This is a genomic window from Galbitalea sp. SE-J8, assembly GCF_030345695.1.
GTDB lineage: Bacteria > Actinomycetota > Actinomycetes > Actinomycetales > Microbacteriaceae > JAUASV01.
The window spans coordinates 38,487-53,531 of the sequence record NZ_JAUASV010000010.1; the positions used below are offsets into that span (position 1 = coordinate 38,487).

Consider the following 15,045-nt stretch of genomic DNA (forward strand, 5'->3'; position numbering starts at 1 on the left):
TCATCCTCGGGATGTCGCACAATGGCGGACCAGCGGACCGTGCGCTGCCTCCGCAGGCCTTCCACAAGTCGGCCCGCACGCTCGCCGACCCGGGCGACGTGATCCCTATCGACTCCTCGCTCGGCACCGTGAACATCGAAGGGGAGCTCGCCGTCGTGATCGGGCGCACCGCGCGACGGTTGAGTCCCGCGGACGTGCCGGAGGCCATCCTCGGGTACACGATCGGCAATGACGTCACGGCGGTCGATCAGATCCCGCTCGACAACCAGCTCATCCAGGTGAAGAACGGCGATGGCTACACTCCGATCGGTCCGTGGATCGAAACCGACCTGGATCCGACCAGCGTCGACATCGTGGTGCGGATCGACGGCGTCGAACGCGCGGCGTCGAACACCCGATTGCTTGCGTACGGCGTGATCGAGCAACTCGTCTATCTGACGCGCTATCTGACACTGGGTCCCGGCGATGTCGTGCTGACCGGTGCCCCGGGCACATTCGTCGCGGTGCTGCCCGGGCAGCGGGTTGACATCACCCTCGGCGGAATCGGCACGCTGCACAACGACACCGTCGCGCCCCGCACGGGCGAAGCATCCTGATCGCCGCGCGACGGACTCAGCTCGCTCTCCCCGGTTCGTCGCCGGCGCCCGCCGTGCGGGCCCGGTTCTGGAACCGGGTGAGCACGAGGCGGTAGGTCAGCGCGCACGCGCTCAGCACGAGCGCGCCGACGAGCACGGGCGTGACGAGGTAGCTCCAGCCCTCGTGGGCGAGCAGGATCGCGATCGGGGTTCCGCCGGCGGGCGGGTGGATGACGCGGGCCGCGGCCATCGCGGCCATCGCGATGCCGACCGAGAGGCCGAGACTCCACCACGTGGTGGGGAGCAGCTCGTGCACCGCGAGCCCGCACAGCGCGGCGATGAGGTGCCCGCCGACGACGTTGATCGGCTTCGAGAGCGGGGCGTCGGGGAGCAGGAACACGAGCACGCACGAGGAGCCGAAGGCGGCGATCAGGATCGGGGTGCCGGCGACGTCGCCGGCCGCGCCGAGGATGGCGATCGTGATCGCTCCGGACACCGACGCGGCCACGACGGTGTGCCAGGGCAGCGCGCTCTGCGCCGGACGGATGCGCTGCCAGACCCGCGCGCGCAGGGTTCCGCCCTCCATCGGGGGCGGCGACGGCTCGTTCATCGGGATTCCTGGGACTCGGCTGGCGGGCGTGGGACGGCAGCGGCGGCGGGGCAGCGGCGGGCAGCGGCGAGGGGCACGTGGGCCGGACCCACGTGCTCCTCGCCGCGCGCTGCGCGCAGCGTGTTCGCCTTACGACGCTTGCTGCTCGTCCGCGTGCACGGGCTGCTTCGCGTAGGAGTGCGCGCCCGTGCCCTGGTACGCGCCGCCCTCGACGATGAGGTACTCGGGCCGGATCGGCGCGCCCTCGAACCAGTTCTCGAGGATCTCGCGCGTGCCGGCCGCGTAGCGCGCCTGGCCGGACAGCGACGTGCCCGAGGTGTGGGTCGTCATCGCGTTGTGGGGCATGGTGCGCCACGGGTGGTCGGCCGGAGCGGGCTGCGGGTCCCACACGTCGCCCGCGTAGCCGGCGAGCCGGCCCGACTCGAGCGCGCGCACGATCGCGTCGCGGTCGGCGATCGCGCCACGGGCCGGGTTGACGATGTAGGCGCCGCGGGTCATGGTCGCCAGCAGCTCGTCGTTCAGCAGGCCGCGGGTCTCGTCGGTGAGCGGTGCGTGCACGGTGAGCACGTCGATCTCCTTCACGAGCTCCTCGATGCTCTCGTGGAAGGTGAGTCCGTACTTCTCCTCGTACTCCGCGGGCAGTCGGAACCGGTCGGTGTAGCTCAGGCGCACCCCGAACGGCGCGAGCCGCTCGATCACGGCGCGGCCGATCCGGCCGGCGGCGAAGACGCCGACGCGCATCCCCTCCAGGTCGTACGAGCGCTCGACGGCATCCGCGATGTTCCAGCCGCCGTCTACGGCGATCTGGTGCTGCTTGACGAAGTCGCGCACCAGCACGAGCACCTGCATGACGGTGTGCTCGGCGACGCCGATGCTGTTGCTGTACGTCACCTCGGCCACGGTGATGCCGCGAGCGTTCGCGGCGTTGAGGTCGGTGTGGTCCGATCCGATGCCGGCCGTGATGACGAGCTGCAGCTTCTCGGCCCGAGCGATCCGCTCGGCGGTGAGGTAGGCCGGCCAGAACGGCTGCGAGATCACGACGTCGGCATCCGGCAGCTCGCGCTCGAACACCGAGTCGGGACCCTCCTTGTCGTCGGTCACGACGACGGTGTGCCCCTCGGTCTCGAGCCAGTCCTTCAGGCCGAGGTTGCCGGAGACGGAGCCCAGCAGGTGACCCGGCACGAAGTCGATGGCCTTCGGGGACGGCAGTGCGACGCCTCCCGGGTATTCCTTGATCACGGGGATGCTGTCCCGCGCGTAGTCCGGCGGGTAGCCGGTCACCGGGTCGGGGTACAGGACGATCAGAATCTTTGCCACGTCATCTCCATCAGCCACGGGCGCTCGTTCGGCGCCCACGTCCTTCACGGTAGGCACCCGTCGCCCTGGGCACACCGTACGCCGCGTTGGGCCTGCACAACACGGCGTTGTGGCTACACTGACGACGTGCTGAGCAGCCGGTTGCCCGATCTCCGGGCGCTGGAATTGCTCGCCGCGATCGCCCGCACCCGCTCGATCACCCTCGCGGCGGGGGAGCTGCAGACCACCCAGCAGGCCGCATCCGGACGCCTGCGGCGACTGGAGAACAGCCTCGGCCGCGTGCTCGTGACGCGCTCGTCGCGCTCCTCCGAGCTCACCGCCGACGGCGCGGCGCTGCTGTCGCTCGCCGCCCCGGTGCTGCACGCGGCATCCGCTCTCGACGCCGGGATCGGCGGGCTGTTCACGACGGATGCGGTGGTGACCGTGGCGAGCAGCCTGACCGTCGCGGAGTTCTTCCTGCCGCGCTGGATCGCCGCCTACGCCGCGAGCGGGAACGACGCTCGACGGGTCGCGTCGGTCGCGACGAACACGCGCGAGGTCGTGCGGCTCGTCTCCGACGCGCAGGCGGACCTGGGCTTCGTCGAGGCCGAGGCGCCGCCGCCCGGGCTGCGCTACCGACCACTCGCCGCGGACGAGCTCGGGGTGTACGTGGCGCCCGGGCATCCGTGGGCGCGAGGGGAGCGGGTGAGCGCGTGGACGCTCGCGAAGGCGCCGCTCGTGACCCGCGAGGCCGGGTCCGGATGCCGTGCCGTGATGGCGGCGGCGCTCACCGCCCACGGCGTCGAGCGCTCCGAGCTCGCCGAGCCGGCGCTCGAGCTGCCGAGCAACACCGCGGTGCTCGAGGCCGCGGCCGCGAACGTCGCGCCCGCGGTGATCAGCACGCTGCCGGCCGAGAAGTACGTGCGGGACGGTCGACTCGTGCGCGTCGGCGTCACCCGGGTGGAGTTCGTGCGCCAGCTCGGCGCGGTCTGGCGACACGGGGCCGAGCCCGCGTCGCACGGCGCCCGGCAGCTGCTGCGCGCGGCGTCCGCGGGGGTGCCGGCGCTGCTGCCGACCCGCCCGATCGGCTGAGCTCGCCCGGCCGTGCGGCGGCGCCGGGCCGTGCGCCTGCGCCGGGCCGCGCGGCGGCGCCAGGCCGCGTCGGGCCGGGTCGAGTAGCGTCGGGCCGGGTCGCGTGTGTGAGGACGGTTTGGGCGTTTGAGGACGGATCAAACCGTCCTCAAACGCCCAAAGCGTCCTCAGACGCAGTCGAGCGCGGGCGTGTGCGGGCGTGTGCGGGCGTGTGTTCAGCAGCCGGGGCCGGTGGGGTTCTGTGTGCAGGATCCGTTCACGAGCACGGTGGATGCCGTGCCCACGAGCACGTCCCACTCCCCGGAGCGGACCGTCAACGTGCCCTCGACCGGTGTCCACTCCTGGACGCCCGCGAACCGGTACTCGGCACGGTAGATCACGTCCGCGACCACCTGCACCGTGCCCCGGCCCGCATACACGTGGCTCGAGTCGGTTGTGGTGAACTCGTCCTGCCCGAGCGTGCGCCAGCTGCCGCCCGCCGTCACCGTGTCGAGCACCACACCGTCGCCGAAGTCCCACCGCCACGACAGGGCCGTGAACCGCACCTGCACCGCGGCACCGAACAACACCCCGGATGCCGTCACCGGTGCCGGCGCCCCGTACGCGTTCATCGGCAACCCCACCAGAGCCCACCCCTCCGGCTCCAGGAACACCACCCCACGGCCCGGCGCGAACCGGGCCACATCCGACAGCGTCACCACCACCCCACCCGTGTCCTCATCCGACACGTGCTCCCCACACACATCCGACCCCGGATCCACCGGCCGCGAATACACACAGTCATTCCCCAACAGCGCCGGAGCGATCTCCTGCTCATCGGCACCGGCGGTGTCGCCGTGATGTTCGAGGTCTGTCACATTTTCATGCGTTCGAGCGGCAGTTTCGACCTCTTGGCGAATCCATCCGGAAATCGTGAGCGAGTTGGATTCGATCGTTCCATCGATTCCCGAGCTGCTCGCAGCGCAGGTGAGCGCTGGGCACGAACTGTCTGCGGGCTGCTCGATGCCATTGGACTCACTCGGTGCTGCCGGCACAAGCAGTGCAGTGATCACGATCAGCAGACTGACATACCGGCCCACGGCCTCATCCACTCAACACGAAGCCCGTCGTCATTCGCGCTCACTCTCACGAGCATCGTACGTTTGAATTTGATCGACTGTTCGTCGAGACTGAGCCCTTCCGAAGTGACCACATCGACATGGGATCGATCGAGACAAACGTACGCACTGAGCCCCGCGCCAGTTGATTGCTGCACAGTGAATGAGCGATACGAGCTGGAACCGATCTGGTGTACTGAATTTTCCAGTATCGCTTGGGCGGTCTCACGTTCGAGTTCACGCTGGGTGCCCGCGACGAAATCATCGAGACGATCAGCGCCGACTCCACCGTCCTGCGCTATCTGGTCTGTGACCTGTAGATACTGCGCGAATACCGCTTCGGCCTCCGCAGCACCCACCACATGCGCGCTGGCATGCGGAGACGACACTATGGCTGTGGGGGTGGGTGGCGACGCCGACGGCGAGCACCCGCATGTGACGACGACTGCAATCGTCGCCGGCACCAACGGGAGCACGCGCATGGCGACGAAGGTAGGCAACCGCATCCGTTCGCGCCGGCGATTTCCACATCCGCGGTGTCGCGGCGGCGCCGGGCCGCGTGTGAGGACGGTTTGGGCGTTTGAGGACGGATCAAACCGTCCTCAGACGCCCAAAGCGTCCTCAGACGCAGTCGAGCGCAGTCGAGCGCAGTCGAGCGCAGTCGAGCGCAGTCGAGCGCAGTCGTGCGCAGTCGAGCGCGGGCGTGTGCGGGCGTGTGCGGGCGTACTCGGGCGTGTGCGGGCGTGTGTTCAGCAGCCGGGGCCGGCGGGGTTCTGTGTGCAGGATCCGTTCACGAGCACGGTGGATGCCGTGCCCACGAGCACGTCCCACTCCCCGGAGCGGACCGTCAACGTGCCCTCGACCGGTGTCCACTCCTGGACGCCCGCGAACCGGTACTCGGCACGGTAGATCACGTCCGCGACCACCTGCACCGTGCCCCGGCCCGCATACACGTGGCTCGAGTCGGTCGTGGTGAACTCGTCCTGCCCGAGCGTGTGCCAGCTGCCGCCCGCCGTCACCGTGTCGAGCACCACACCGTCGCCGAAGTCCCACCGCCACGACAGGGCCGTGAACCGCACCTGCACCGCGGCACCGAACAACACCCCGGATGCCGTCACCGGTGCCGGCGCCCCGTACGCGTTCATCGGCAACCCCACCAGAGCCCACCCCTCCGGCTCCAGAAACACCACCCCACGGCCCGGCGCGAACCGGGCCACATCCGACAGCGTCACCACCACCCCACCCGTGTCCTCATCCGACACGTGCTCCCCACACACATCCGACCCCGGATCCACCGGCCACGAATACACACAGTCATTCCCCAACAGCGCCGGAGCCGCCGAACCCGTCGAGGAACTCGTCGACCCGCTACCACCTTGGGTCGTGGTGCCGCCCGGTGTCGATGTACGGACCTGATCAACGATTTGCGCGGTCACGTCTACCGTCGAGTTGGCGCCGTCAACCGATGCCGACTCGGTGCACAATCCGATGTTGGCCAGCGCTGCCGGACAGCCACGAGGTGAGTCTGCCGCCTGTGCTGAGGCGGGTGAGGCGATGAGCAGCGTGTTGACGACCGCAATCAGCACACCGAGTTGCCCGACCATGGCTCCATCCCGTCCATCAGCAACTTCCCATCCCCCTTTTCGAGGTTTGCGACGAACGACTGCCTCTCCGGGGTGCCTTCCTTGACAGCCGAGTTGCCGTGTGCGTCGACGACATCGCTGTTCGACCCGTCGAGGCAGAGGTATGCGTGCACGGAGCCCGCGTCTTGCGCCTGCAACGAGACGTGAGTGATTTGGTTGCTGCCGACCTGGTGGACTTCCGCTTGAGCGAACGCGGCTGCGACGCGGCGCTCTCGCTCGAGTTGGTCGGGAGTGACGAGCGGTGTCAGTTCATCCACTGACGAGCCGCCGGCCTGATAGACGCCGTCGCTCACCCGAATGTAGCTCTCGAGCGCTGACAGCACTTGCTCACGGGTCGCCTGGTCAGGCGCGGGTGGGTCGCTCGTGGGGTGATTCTCGGGCGGTTCCGTTGCCGTGCACCCGGAAAGCAGCAGTGCGACCGCGACGAGGGTCGTCCACGATCGCGTTTGCATGGCGACGAAGGTAGGCAACCGCATCCGTTCGCGCCGGCGATTTCCACATCCGCGGTGTCGCGGCGGCGCCGGGCCGCGTGTGAGGACGGTTTGGGCGTTTGAGGACGGATCAAACCGTCCTCAGACGCCCAAAGCGTCCTCAGACGCAGTCGAGCGCAGTCGAGCGCAGTCGAGCGCAGTCGAGCGCAGTCGTGTGCGGGCGTGTGCGGGCGTGTGCGGGCGTGTGCGGGCGTGTGCGGGCGTACTCGGGCGTGTGCGGGCGTGTGTTCAGCAGCCGGGGCCGGTGGGGTTCTGTGTGCAGGATCCGTTCACGAGCACGGTGGATGCCGTGCCCACGAGCACGTCCCACTCCCCGGAGCGGACCGTCAACGTGCCCTCGACCGGTGTCCACTCCTGGACGCCCGCGAACCGGTACTCGGCACGGTAGATCACGTCCGCGACCACCTGCACCGTGCCCCGGCCCGCATACACGTGGCTCGAGTCGGTTGTGGTGAACTCGTCCTGCCCGAGCGTGTGCCAGCTGCCGCCCGCCGTCACCGTGTCGAGCACCACACCGTCGCCGAAGTCCCACCGCCACGACAGGGCCGTGAACCGCACCTGCACCGCGGCACCGAACAACACCCCGGATGCCGTCACCGGTGCCGGCGCCCCGTACGCGTTCATCGGCAACCCCACCAGAGCCCACCCCTCCGGCTCCAGAAACACCACCCCACGGCCCGGCGCGAACCGGGCCACATCCGACAGCGTCACCACCACCCCACCCGTGTCCTCATCCGACACGTGCTCCCCACACACATCCGACCCCGGATCCACCGGCCACGAATACACACAGTCATTCCCCAACAGCGCCGGAGCCGCCGACACGTCGGTGCCCGCGTCATCCGCGGGGTTACCGTCGCTCGTCCGTGTCGTGATTGTCTGCTCGCGGGTTTCCGCCCCATCAATGATGTTCTTCAGCTTCCCGCGGATCTCCACGCTCCCGTCTATGATCGAAGCAGATTGCGCGCAGTCGTCGGCACTTATATCGAACTTCCCGCAGCCGGCTGCGGGAATTGGCGCCGCGCTCGGGCCTATCACCGCGGGGGCGCCTATCGCCAAGGTAGCCGTTGCGACTAGCAGATAGACGAAGCCAACCACGGTCGAAATCCGTTCATCAGAAGTTGCCCGTTTTCCACCTGAAACTCAGCAGTGACCGACTTGGCTACCATGGCGGTATCAGGCAATACATTCGCGCCTGTTTTGTCGAGAAGTCGAACTTGTGAATTATCGAGGCAAACGTAGAGTACAATCTTTGTTTCATCGAATGATTGAAGACTTACATTGCGCAAGTGTGTCGACCCGTCCTGATGCACTGCGCCGCTCTTCAGCGTTGCGGCGGTCGCCAGTTCCGACGTAAAAAATTGGGGGGTCACAAGGTCCTGGATCGAATACACGCCGTCACCTCCATTGGCAGCGACGGCATCGGCGGCTGAAATGTATTCGGATAGTGCATTCTTCCCGCGATTCAGGAGATCGGTCGGGGCTCCGTGCGTGCTGGCAACGCTCGGCGCGCTAGTGCGTCGGGGCGTATCTGCCGCGCAGCCACTCGCGATGAGCAGGGGTCCAAGTAGCAGCACAGCGAGGGGCATCCGCACAACTCGCATGGCGACGAAGGTAGGCAACCGCATCCGTTCGCGCCCGCGGTTTCCACATCCGCGGTGTCGCGGCGGCGCCGGGTCGCGTCCTCAGACGCGGGCGAGTGCGGGCAAGTGCGGGCGTACGCGGGCGTGTGTTCAGCACCCGGGGCCGGTACCGGCGCCCCGTACGCGTTCATCGGCAACCCCTCCAGGGCCCACCCCTCCGGCTCCAGGAACACCATCCCACGGCCGGGCGCGAACCGGGCCACATCCGACAGTGTCACCACCACCCCACCCGTGTCCTCATCCGTCACGTGCTCGCCACACACATCCAACCCCGGATCCACCGGCCGCGAATACACACAGTCATTCCCCAACAGCGCCGGAGCGGCGTTCGTGGTCCCGCCCTGCGTCTCGCGTCCGGTCGAGGTGTGCGTGTCGTCCGTCCTCCCACTCTCGGAGGCCCGTTGCGCCGCAATTCGATTGGCGATGGTTCCCGCGAGATCGACCGTTGAGTCGGTCACGGTCGCCTCGATCTCGCCCGGACACACGGACGCGCCGCAATCGATCGGCGGTGGCTCGTCGGCATGCGTGGCCACGGGGCCGGACACCGCGAGCACGGCCAGCACTAGCAGAGCGAGCCGTCGGACCACGGCGCCATCCGATCAAGAACGATTCGACCGTCAGACGTGACGAGGTCCACGACCATGGTGCGCTTCGCCGCCGTGATCACGCCCTGCACCTTCAGCCCGTCGGCCGTGAGAAGACGCAGGTTCGACGTGTCCAGACACAGGTAAGCCGACAGTCTGTCAGGCGATGACCGCTGCACCGTGAAGCTCGAATAGACGCTCGCTCCCTCCTGATGCACCTCGTTGGCCGCAAAAGCTCCGGCAATGTCGTGTTCGACGTCGCGATGGGCCGGTGATACCAATCCGTCGATGCGCTGGACATCGGCGCCTCCCTCCTGCGCGACCTGGTCGGCCATCGCCAGGTAGTCGCCGAACGCGCGCTCAGCATCCGCCGCGTCGATCGCGGAAGCGCTCACGGTCGCCGACGCGGAAGCCGCGGGCAATGGCGAGGATGCGCAGCCCGAGAGCAGAGCCATCGCCAGGACTCCGCCGGCCAACCCCACCCTGCGCATGGCGACGAAGGTAGGCAACCGCATCCGTTCGCGCCGGCGGTTTCCACATCCGTGGTGTCGCGGCGGCGCCGGGTCGCGTCTGAGGACGGTTTGGGCGTTTGAGGACGGTTTGAACCGTCCTCAAACGCCCAAAGCGTCCTCAGACGCGGGCGAGCGCCGGCGCGAGCGGGCGAGTGCGGGCGCGTGCTCGCCACACGCGAGCGAGCCGCCACGTCCACCGTCTTGCCGTCGGTCACACCCGCAACCTCTGGACAAACGCCGGAAGCGATCTCGATCGGCGTGCACGTGGAGTCGTCCCCCGAGGCCGACGAGGCCGACGAGGCCGACGAGGCCGACGAGGGGAGCATTGCCGTGATGGACAGTGCGACTAACAGGTTGATGCCGAGTCCCACAACTTCATCCCGTCGACCTTCAGCCCGTCGGACGTCTCGGCGAACCTGATTTCCACCGTTTGCCGTTCCGGCGTTCCTGCCACCACAGCGGACGTTCCGTTCTCGTCAACGAGGTCGGAGGCGGAACTGTCGAGGCAGGCATACGCAGTGAGACTCTCGGGCGTCGCCTGCTGCACCCGAAATCCATCGAATGAGTTGGCGCCCACCTGGTGAACACCAGCCTTCTCCAGGGCGCCGGCACTCCGTCGTTCGACGTCGAGGTAGCGTGCGGTCACGTACGGAGCGACTCGCTCGACCTGGACGCCCCCGTCTTCGGATACCGAGTCGCTCATGGCGAGGTAATCAGCGAACAGTGCCTCGGCGTCCTCCCCAGAGATGGGGAGCGCCCTCGGCGGCGAAGCTGAGATAGCAGCCTGTGGTTCTGATTGTCCTGTGTGATTGTCCTGTGCAGCCTGTAAGAAGCACGGCGACGAGCGGAACGAGCACGAATGATCGCTCCCCTTCGCATGGCGACGAAGGCAGGCAACCGCATCCGTTCGCGCCCGCGGTTTCCACATCCGCGGCGGGTGATCCGGGCGGCTACTGAGCCGTCGACTCGCCGGGGGCAGCGCCGGGAGCGGCGCCGGGAGCAGCGCCCGGATCACGCTGTTCGCCCGGAGTGCTCGCGGCGCCGGGTGCCGCGGATCCGCCAGCCGCGGGCGTCCCGAGCGCCGCGGTGAGCGCGTCGACGCGGTCGCGGAGGGCGTCGATCGCGGCGAGCAGGTCGGCCGTCGACGGGTCGTGCTCGGGCCTGAGGTGCACGAGCACCTGACCGTTCGGCTCGAGCCGCGCGTTCTTGACCGTCGAGATGTCCGTGACCCCGGCATCCTGGAGCGCGATCTTCAGGTCCGCGTGCGTGAAGCGCTGCCTGCGGAGGGCATCCGGGTCGGGTTCGCCGTCGTGCACCAGCTCGACCGCCGGTCCCGACACGAGGTTCTGCGCGCGCCGGCTGCGGAACAGCACGTACGCGAGCACCCCGTTCAGTGCGAACAGCACGACGGCACCGATGACCGCGCCGCTGACGGTGTTGTCGTCGCCGATGAGTCCGTTCTGCACGGTGTTCGAGACGAGCAGCAGCAGGATGAAGTCGAACGTCGTGAGCTGGGCCATCAGCCGTTTGCCGCTCAGCCGCAGGGCCACGAGAAGGAACACGTAGAGCAGAACGGTGCGCAGCACCTTCTCCCACACCGAGACGTCCATCGAGAACAGCGAATCCCACATGCGACCATGATCTCGTCATGAGCGCGCGAGGAGAATGCCATGGATGCTGACGCGGGCCGCCGGGTTCCGATCGAGCCGCAGAAGGTCGACGCTCCGCTCACGAGATCGTCGATCTTCCTCATCCTGTCCGTCGCGGACGGCGATGCCGCGACGGAGGCCGTACGCGACGGTCTCGGATCGGTCTCCGACCTGACGAAGAACGTCGCGTTCCGCGACCTCGGCGCCTCGCTCGCGATCACGGTCGGCATCGGGAGCCGGGTCTGGGAGCGGATCATGGGCGCGCCGGGGCCGCGGGAGCTGCATCCGTTCCGCGTCGTCGCCGGCGCCGTGCACACGGCGGTCGCGACCCCCGGCGACCTGCTGTTCCACATCCGTTCCGATCGGTACGACCTGTGCTTCGAGTTCGAACGGCAGCTGCTCGACACGCTCGGGGACTCGGTCACGGTCGCCGACGAGACCGTCGGCTTCCGCTACTTCGACACGCGCGACCTGCTCGGCTTCGTCGACGGCACCGCCAACCCGGTCGGACCCGCCGTGCCCGCCTCCACTCTCGTCGGCGACGAGGATCCGGCGTTCGCGGGGGGCAGCTACGTGGTCGCGCAGAAGTACCTCCACGACACCGCGGCCTGGGCGAGCCTGACCACGGAGCAGCAGGAGGCGATCATCGGTCGCCGCAAGGCCGACAACACCGAGCTCGACGACGCCGTGTCGGGACAGAAGTCGCACAAGACGCTCTCGACCATCGAGGACGACGAGGGCGAGCACGACATCCTGCGCGACAACATGCCGTTCGGCACGCCCGGATCCGGCGCGTTCGGCACCTACTTCATCGGCTACTCGCGACACCTCTGGGTGACCGAGCGGATGCTGGAACGCATGTTCATCGGCGACCCGCCGGGGCTGCACGACCGGCTGCTCGACTTCTCGACCCCGGTCGTCGGGTGCACGTTCTTCGCCCCGACCGCGGGGATGCTCGACGCACTCGGCGGCTGAGCCGCGCGCTCAGACGCGCAGCACCGGGTGCCCTCGTCGTCGACGCGCTCGCTGAACCCGTCGCGAGCTTTGACGAGGCGCTCGCCCGAGCGTGTTTGTTGGGGGTGGTCTCTTGCCCGAGCGCGTTTGTCGGGGGTGGTCTCTTGCCCGAGCGCGTTTGTCGGGGGTGGTCTCTTGCCCGAGCGTGTTTCCCGGGAGCTGTCTCTCACCCGAGCGAGTTACCCGAGGCCGGCCGGAATTCCGGCTCGTTTCGAGTAACTCGCTCGGGTGAGGGGCGGAGCACGGCGCGGGAGGGCGCCGAGCGCTGACCGCGGGGCTCGTCGCCCGCGAGGCGTAACGCGCGCCCGGTCAACGCGTGACGCACGTGGACGAGGCGTCACGCGCGCCCGGCGGGGCGTCACGCGCGCCCGGTCAGGCGTGACCCACATGGGCGAGGCGTCGCGCGCGCCCGGCGGGGCGTCACGCGCGCCCGGCGGGGCGTGACGCTCGCGGGCGAGGTGGTCAGCGCCGGATCGCGTAGCGGTGCAGGGCGACGCCCTCGTCGAAAGCTCGCAGTTCGACGAGGTCGAGCTGCACGGGGGAGCGCTGGCCGTCGAACAGGGGGCGTCCCGTGCCGAGCACGACCGGGTGCACGTAGAGCACGAGCTCGTCGAGCAGTCCGGCGTCGAGCAGCTGGGTGGCCAGGTCCGCACCGCCGACGCCGATGTCCCCGTCGCTCTCGGCCCGCATCCGTGCCAGTTGCTCGATCGCGTCGCCATCGGCACCGATCGCGCGGGTCGAGTGCGGGGCATCCGTGCGCTTGCGGGAGACGAGCACCTTCGGCGCGTCGGTCCAGATCGCGCCGTACTCGCGCAGCACCGGCTCGAGGGACTCGTCGTCGCGCGCGGCCGGCCAGAAGTTCTCCATGGTCTCGTAGACGCGGCGGCCCTGCACCATCGCGGTGAGCGCCCGGGCGCGCTCGTTGAAGTCCGCGTGCAGCCGATCGGTGATGCGCAGCCAGTCACCTCCGCCCTGCTCGTCGTCGTCGCGCTCGATGAACAGGTCGAGCGAGACATTCATCCAGTACACGAAGCGTGCGCTCATGTGGTTCTCCTTGGTGTTGGTCAGGACGCGGGCGCGGTGCGGATGCGCACTTCGCGCTCCATGCGCTTCTCGTGGCGTGCTCGGCCCTTGAGCGCCTCGGCCTCGCGGTCCTTCGGCGGGGCGTTCGTGACCAGGCCGTCGAGCAGCCGGCGGGTGGCGAGGGCGATCTCGTCGATCGCGCGCTCGAACGCCTCGCTGTTCGCGCGCGACGGATGAGTCGACCCGCTCACCTTGCGCACGAACTGCAGCGCAGCCTCGCGCACCTCCTCGTCGGTCGTCGCCGGTTCGAAGTTGTGAAGGCAGCGGATGTTGCGGCACATGCGGCGAGGATAGGCGCGGTCCGCCGTCGGCGCACGGCTTCTCGAGCCTCTCGCGGCCGGTGCGGCCCCGAGCGCGGGCACGGGGACGGGCGCGGGCACGACCCGAGCACGGGCACGGCCCCGACCCCGAGCACCGCCCCGAGCCCGACCCCGAGCCCGAGCCCCGAGCCCCGAGCCCCGAGCCCCGAGCCCCGAGCCCCGAGCATGGGCGCGCCCCGACCCCGACCCCGAGCACCGCCCCGAGCACCGCCCCGAGCCCGACCCCGACCCGAGCACCGGCACGGGCTCGCCCGCGGCCGAGCGCGCGAGACATTCGGCGCGGCCCGGCGTCGATCCGCGCCAGTCGATCCGCGCTAGTCGATCCGCGCTACGGGCGTCGCCGCATCCGTCACGCGCTCGCCCGATGTCCGAGGCGCCACCAGCCGAACGCGACCGCGGCCGCGGCGCCGAGGACCGCCCCGGACCGCAGCCACGGCCCGAATCCCCGCGGCACGTCGCGCGTGCCGAGGACGGCACCATGGCGCTGCCACGACAGCACCGACGCGTCCGACTGACCGGACAGCATCGAACGGGTGGACTGGAACGACCCGGCCGAGAGCGCCGACATCGCCGAGGCGAGCGAGCCGATCGAGGCGAACGACGCCGCGGAGCCGATGGACAGCACCGACCCGACCGACCCGATCGACAGGATCGACTCGGTGGAGCCGATCGACAGCAGCGAGTTGCGGGATCGCACGGACCATCGGGAGCGCATGTCGACCAGCGTGGTCCGGGTTCGACCCGGCCGCAACGGTGGACGCCGCGGAAGGGGCGCGGATGCGGGCGAGGCGGCGTCGATGCGGCGCACGTCGCCGCGGGGGCGCGCCGGGCACGGGGCCGGGTTACGCGAGGTTGCGCGACGGTCGCGATCACGGCATCCGTTTGCGATGGTGGGGCATCACCGCGATGTAGCTCAGTCGGTAGAGCGCACGACTCATAATCGTGAGGTCGGAGGTTCGAGCCCTCCCGTCGCGTCTCATCGCCGCGAGCGCGCCTAGCCTGGAGCCGTGAGCGTGCCCGCCGACTGGATCGAGCACCGCCGAGGCGACCGCGAGCTCATCGGCTGGCTGCGGCCCGAGCGCGACGGATTCGTCGCGATCGATCTGCTGGGTCGCGACCTGACGGATGCCGTCGACTGGCTGACCGGCGAGCAGGCGCTCGAGGAGCGCGGCATCGGCTACCTCGCCGAACCGTACGAGCTGTGGACCGGCGAGCGCTGGACGCGGGTGCGGATCACCGAGGTCTCGGCCGACCGCATCCGTCTCAAGGAGGAGGACTGGGGCGCGATCGACGGGCCGCGGGTCGACCACGAGATCGGGTTCCCCGCGCCCGGCGCGTTGCGCCGGTGGGCGCCGTCGTCCGGGGGAGCGGAGCGCCCGTTCGGGCCGTGACGTGCCGGGGCGTTCGACATCGACCGAAAGGTTAGGCTAACCTAA

At 69.3% G+C, this 15,045-nt stretch carries 18 protein-coding genes and 1 tRNA gene; 5 read left to right on the forward strand and 14 right to left on the reverse strand.

Annotated features, from left to right (window positions below):
* The first annotated feature begins 11 nt into the window (after window positions 1-11).
* Window positions 12-596, forward strand: a complete 585-nt coding sequence (locus QT381_RS08340; protein WP_289248438.1) for a fumarylacetoacetate hydrolase family protein — start codon at window positions 12-14, stop codon at window positions 594-596.
* Between the two features lie 16 nt (window positions 597-612).
* On the opposite strand, the gene QT381_RS08345 is transcribed toward QT381_RS08340, so the two are convergent.
* Both QT381_RS08345 and QT381_RS08350 read right to left on the reverse strand, forming a co-directional pair.
* Window positions 613-1,185 carry an HPP family protein gene (locus QT381_RS08345; RefSeq protein ID WP_289248439.1) on the reverse strand — a complete coding sequence of 191 codons (573 nt, stop codon included), beginning with the start codon at window positions 1,183-1,185 and terminating at the stop codon, window positions 613-615.
* Between the two features lie 129 nt (window positions 1,186-1,314).
* Window positions 1,315-2,502: an NAD-dependent formate dehydrogenase gene (locus QT381_RS08350; RefSeq protein WP_289248440.1), complete on the reverse strand. Its 1,188-nt coding sequence runs from the start codon at window positions 2,500-2,502 to the stop codon at window positions 1,315-1,317.
* A 126-nt stretch (window positions 2,503-2,628) separates the two neighbouring features.
* Here QT381_RS08350 and QT381_RS08355 point away from each other — a divergent pair, with 126 nt between their 5' ends.
* Complete coding sequence (locus tag QT381_RS08355; RefSeq protein WP_289248441.1) at window positions 2,629-3,573, forward strand: LysR family transcriptional regulator; 945 nt, start codon at window positions 2,629-2,631, stop codon at window positions 3,571-3,573.
* Window positions 3,574-3,788: 215 nt separating this feature from the next.
* On the opposite strand, the gene QT381_RS08360 is transcribed toward QT381_RS08355, so the two are convergent.
* The 9 genes from QT381_RS08360 to QT381_RS08400 all read right to left on the reverse strand — a co-directional run bounded on the left by QT381_RS08360 (window position 3,789) and on the right by QT381_RS08400 (window position 11,174).
* Window positions 3,789-4,652 carry a hypothetical protein gene (locus tag QT381_RS08360; protein WP_289248442.1) on the reverse strand — a complete coding sequence of 288 codons (864 nt, stop codon included), beginning with the start codon at window positions 4,650-4,652 and terminating at the stop codon, window positions 3,789-3,791.
* The gene (locus QT381_RS08365) at window positions 4,628-5,152 is read right to left on the reverse strand and encodes a hypothetical protein (protein ID WP_289248443.1); all 525 of its coding nucleotides are present in this window, start codon (window positions 5,150-5,152) and stop codon (window positions 4,628-4,630) included. Before QT381_RS08365 ends, QT381_RS08360 begins: the two co-directional genes overlap by 25 nt.
* Window positions 5,153-5,419: 267 nt before the next feature.
* Window positions 5,420-5,815 (reverse strand): hypothetical protein, encoded by a 396-nt coding sequence (locus QT381_RS08370; protein WP_289248444.1) that lies wholly within the window; start codon window positions 5,813-5,815, stop codon window positions 5,420-5,422.
* Between the two features lie 434 nt (window positions 5,816-6,249).
* Window positions 6,250-6,783, reverse strand: coding sequence for a hypothetical protein (locus QT381_RS08375; RefSeq protein ID WP_289248445.1), 534 nt, complete (start codon window positions 6,781-6,783; stop codon window positions 6,250-6,252).
* Window positions 6,784-7,032: 249 nt separating this feature from the next.
* Window positions 7,033-7,428: a hypothetical protein gene (locus QT381_RS08380; protein ID WP_289248446.1), complete on the reverse strand. Its 396-nt coding sequence runs from the start codon at window positions 7,426-7,428 to the stop codon at window positions 7,033-7,035.
* 449 nt (window positions 7,429-7,877) lie between these two features.
* A complete protein-coding gene (locus tag QT381_RS08385) occupies window positions 7,878-8,198 on the reverse strand; it encodes a hypothetical protein (protein WP_289248447.1) in 321 nt (106 codons plus the stop codon).
* A gap of 811 nt (window positions 8,199-9,009) precedes the next feature.
* Window positions 9,010-9,486 carry a hypothetical protein gene (locus QT381_RS08390; protein WP_289248448.1) on the reverse strand — a complete coding sequence of 159 codons (477 nt, stop codon included), beginning with the start codon at window positions 9,484-9,486 and terminating at the stop codon, window positions 9,010-9,012.
* A gap of 403 nt (window positions 9,487-9,889) precedes the next feature.
* Window positions 9,890-10,189, reverse strand: a complete 300-nt coding sequence (locus QT381_RS08395) for a hypothetical protein (RefSeq protein ID WP_289248449.1) — start codon at window positions 10,187-10,189, stop codon at window positions 9,890-9,892.
* A 304-nt stretch (window positions 10,190-10,493) separates the two neighbouring features.
* Window positions 10,494-11,174: a DUF421 domain-containing protein gene (locus tag QT381_RS08400; RefSeq protein ID WP_289248450.1), complete on the reverse strand. Its 681-nt coding sequence runs from the start codon at window positions 11,172-11,174 to the stop codon at window positions 10,494-10,496.
* 39 nt (window positions 11,175-11,213) lie between these two features.
* Between QT381_RS08400 and QT381_RS08405 the strand changes: the two genes are divergently transcribed.
* Window positions 11,214-12,167, forward strand: coding sequence for a Dyp-type peroxidase (locus QT381_RS08405; protein ID WP_289248451.1), 954 nt, complete (start codon window positions 11,214-11,216; stop codon window positions 12,165-12,167).
* 501 nt (window positions 12,168-12,668) lie between these two features.
* Here QT381_RS08405 and QT381_RS08410 read toward each other — a convergent pair.
* The 3 genes from QT381_RS08410 to QT381_RS08420 all read right to left on the reverse strand — a co-directional run bounded on the left by QT381_RS08410 (window position 12,669) and on the right by QT381_RS08420 (window position 14,324).
* Window positions 12,669-13,250, reverse strand: coding sequence for a dihydrofolate reductase family protein (locus tag QT381_RS08410; protein ID WP_289248452.1), 582 nt, complete (start codon window positions 13,248-13,250; stop codon window positions 12,669-12,671).
* A 20-nt stretch (window positions 13,251-13,270) separates the two neighbouring features.
* The gene (locus QT381_RS08415) at window positions 13,271-13,570 is read right to left on the reverse strand and encodes a DUF2277 domain-containing protein (RefSeq protein ID WP_289248453.1); all 300 of its coding nucleotides are present in this window, start codon (window positions 13,568-13,570) and stop codon (window positions 13,271-13,273) included.
* Between the two features lie 388 nt (window positions 13,571-13,958).
* A complete protein-coding gene (locus QT381_RS08420; protein WP_289248454.1) occupies window positions 13,959-14,324 on the reverse strand; it encodes a hypothetical protein in 366 nt (121 codons plus the stop codon).
* Between the two features lie 187 nt (window positions 14,325-14,511).
* Between QT381_RS08420 and QT381_RS08425 the strand changes: the two genes are divergently transcribed.
* Window positions 14,512-14,584, forward strand: a tRNA-Met gene (locus QT381_RS08425).
* 32 nt (window positions 14,585-14,616) lie between these two features.
* Window positions 14,617-15,000 carry a hypothetical protein gene (locus QT381_RS08430; protein ID WP_353889761.1) on the forward strand — a complete coding sequence of 128 codons (384 nt, stop codon included), beginning with the start codon at window positions 14,617-14,619 and terminating at the stop codon, window positions 14,998-15,000.
* Window positions 15,001-15,045 lie beyond the last annotated feature (45 nt).

Coding starts and splice junctions, on each gene's coding strand:
- QT381_RS08340 (WP_289248438.1), top strand. CDS start 12: ATGTCGCACAATGGCGGACCAGCGGACCGTGCGCTGCCTCCGCAGGCC.
- QT381_RS08345 (WP_289248439.1), bottom strand. CDS start 1,185: ATGAACGAGCCGTCGCCGCCCCCGATGGAGGGCGGAACCCTGCGCGCG.
- QT381_RS08365 (WP_289248443.1), bottom strand. CDS start 5,152: ATGCGCGTGCTCCCGTTGGTGCCGGCGACGATTGCAGTCGTCGTCACA.
- QT381_RS08370 (WP_289248444.1), bottom strand. CDS start 5,815: ATGAACGCGTACGGGGCGCCGGCACCGGTGACGGCATCCGGGGTGTTG.
- QT381_RS08380 (WP_289248446.1), bottom strand. CDS start 7,428: ATGAACGCGTACGGGGCGCCGGCACCGGTGACGGCATCCGGGGTGTTG.
- QT381_RS08390 (WP_289248448.1), bottom strand. CDS start 9,486: ATGGCTCTGCTCTCGGGCTGCGCATCCTCGCCATTGCCCGCGGCTTCC.
- QT381_RS08400 (WP_289248450.1), bottom strand. CDS start 11,174: ATGTGGGATTCGCTGTTCTCGATGGACGTCTCGGTGTGGGAGAAGGTG.
- QT381_RS08405 (WP_289248451.1), top strand. CDS start 11,214: ATGGATGCTGACGCGGGCCGCCGGGTTCCGATCGAGCCGCAGAAGGTC.
- QT381_RS08410 (WP_289248452.1), bottom strand. CDS start 13,250: ATGAGCGCACGCTTCGTGTACTGGATGAATGTCTCGCTCGACCTGTTC.
- QT381_RS08415 (WP_289248453.1), bottom strand. CDS start 13,570: ATGTGCCGCAACATCCGCTGCCTTCACAACTTCGAACCGGCGACGACC.
- QT381_RS08420 (WP_289248454.1), bottom strand. CDS start 14,324: ATGCGCTCCCGATGGTCCGTGCGATCCCGCAACTCGCTGCTGTCGATC.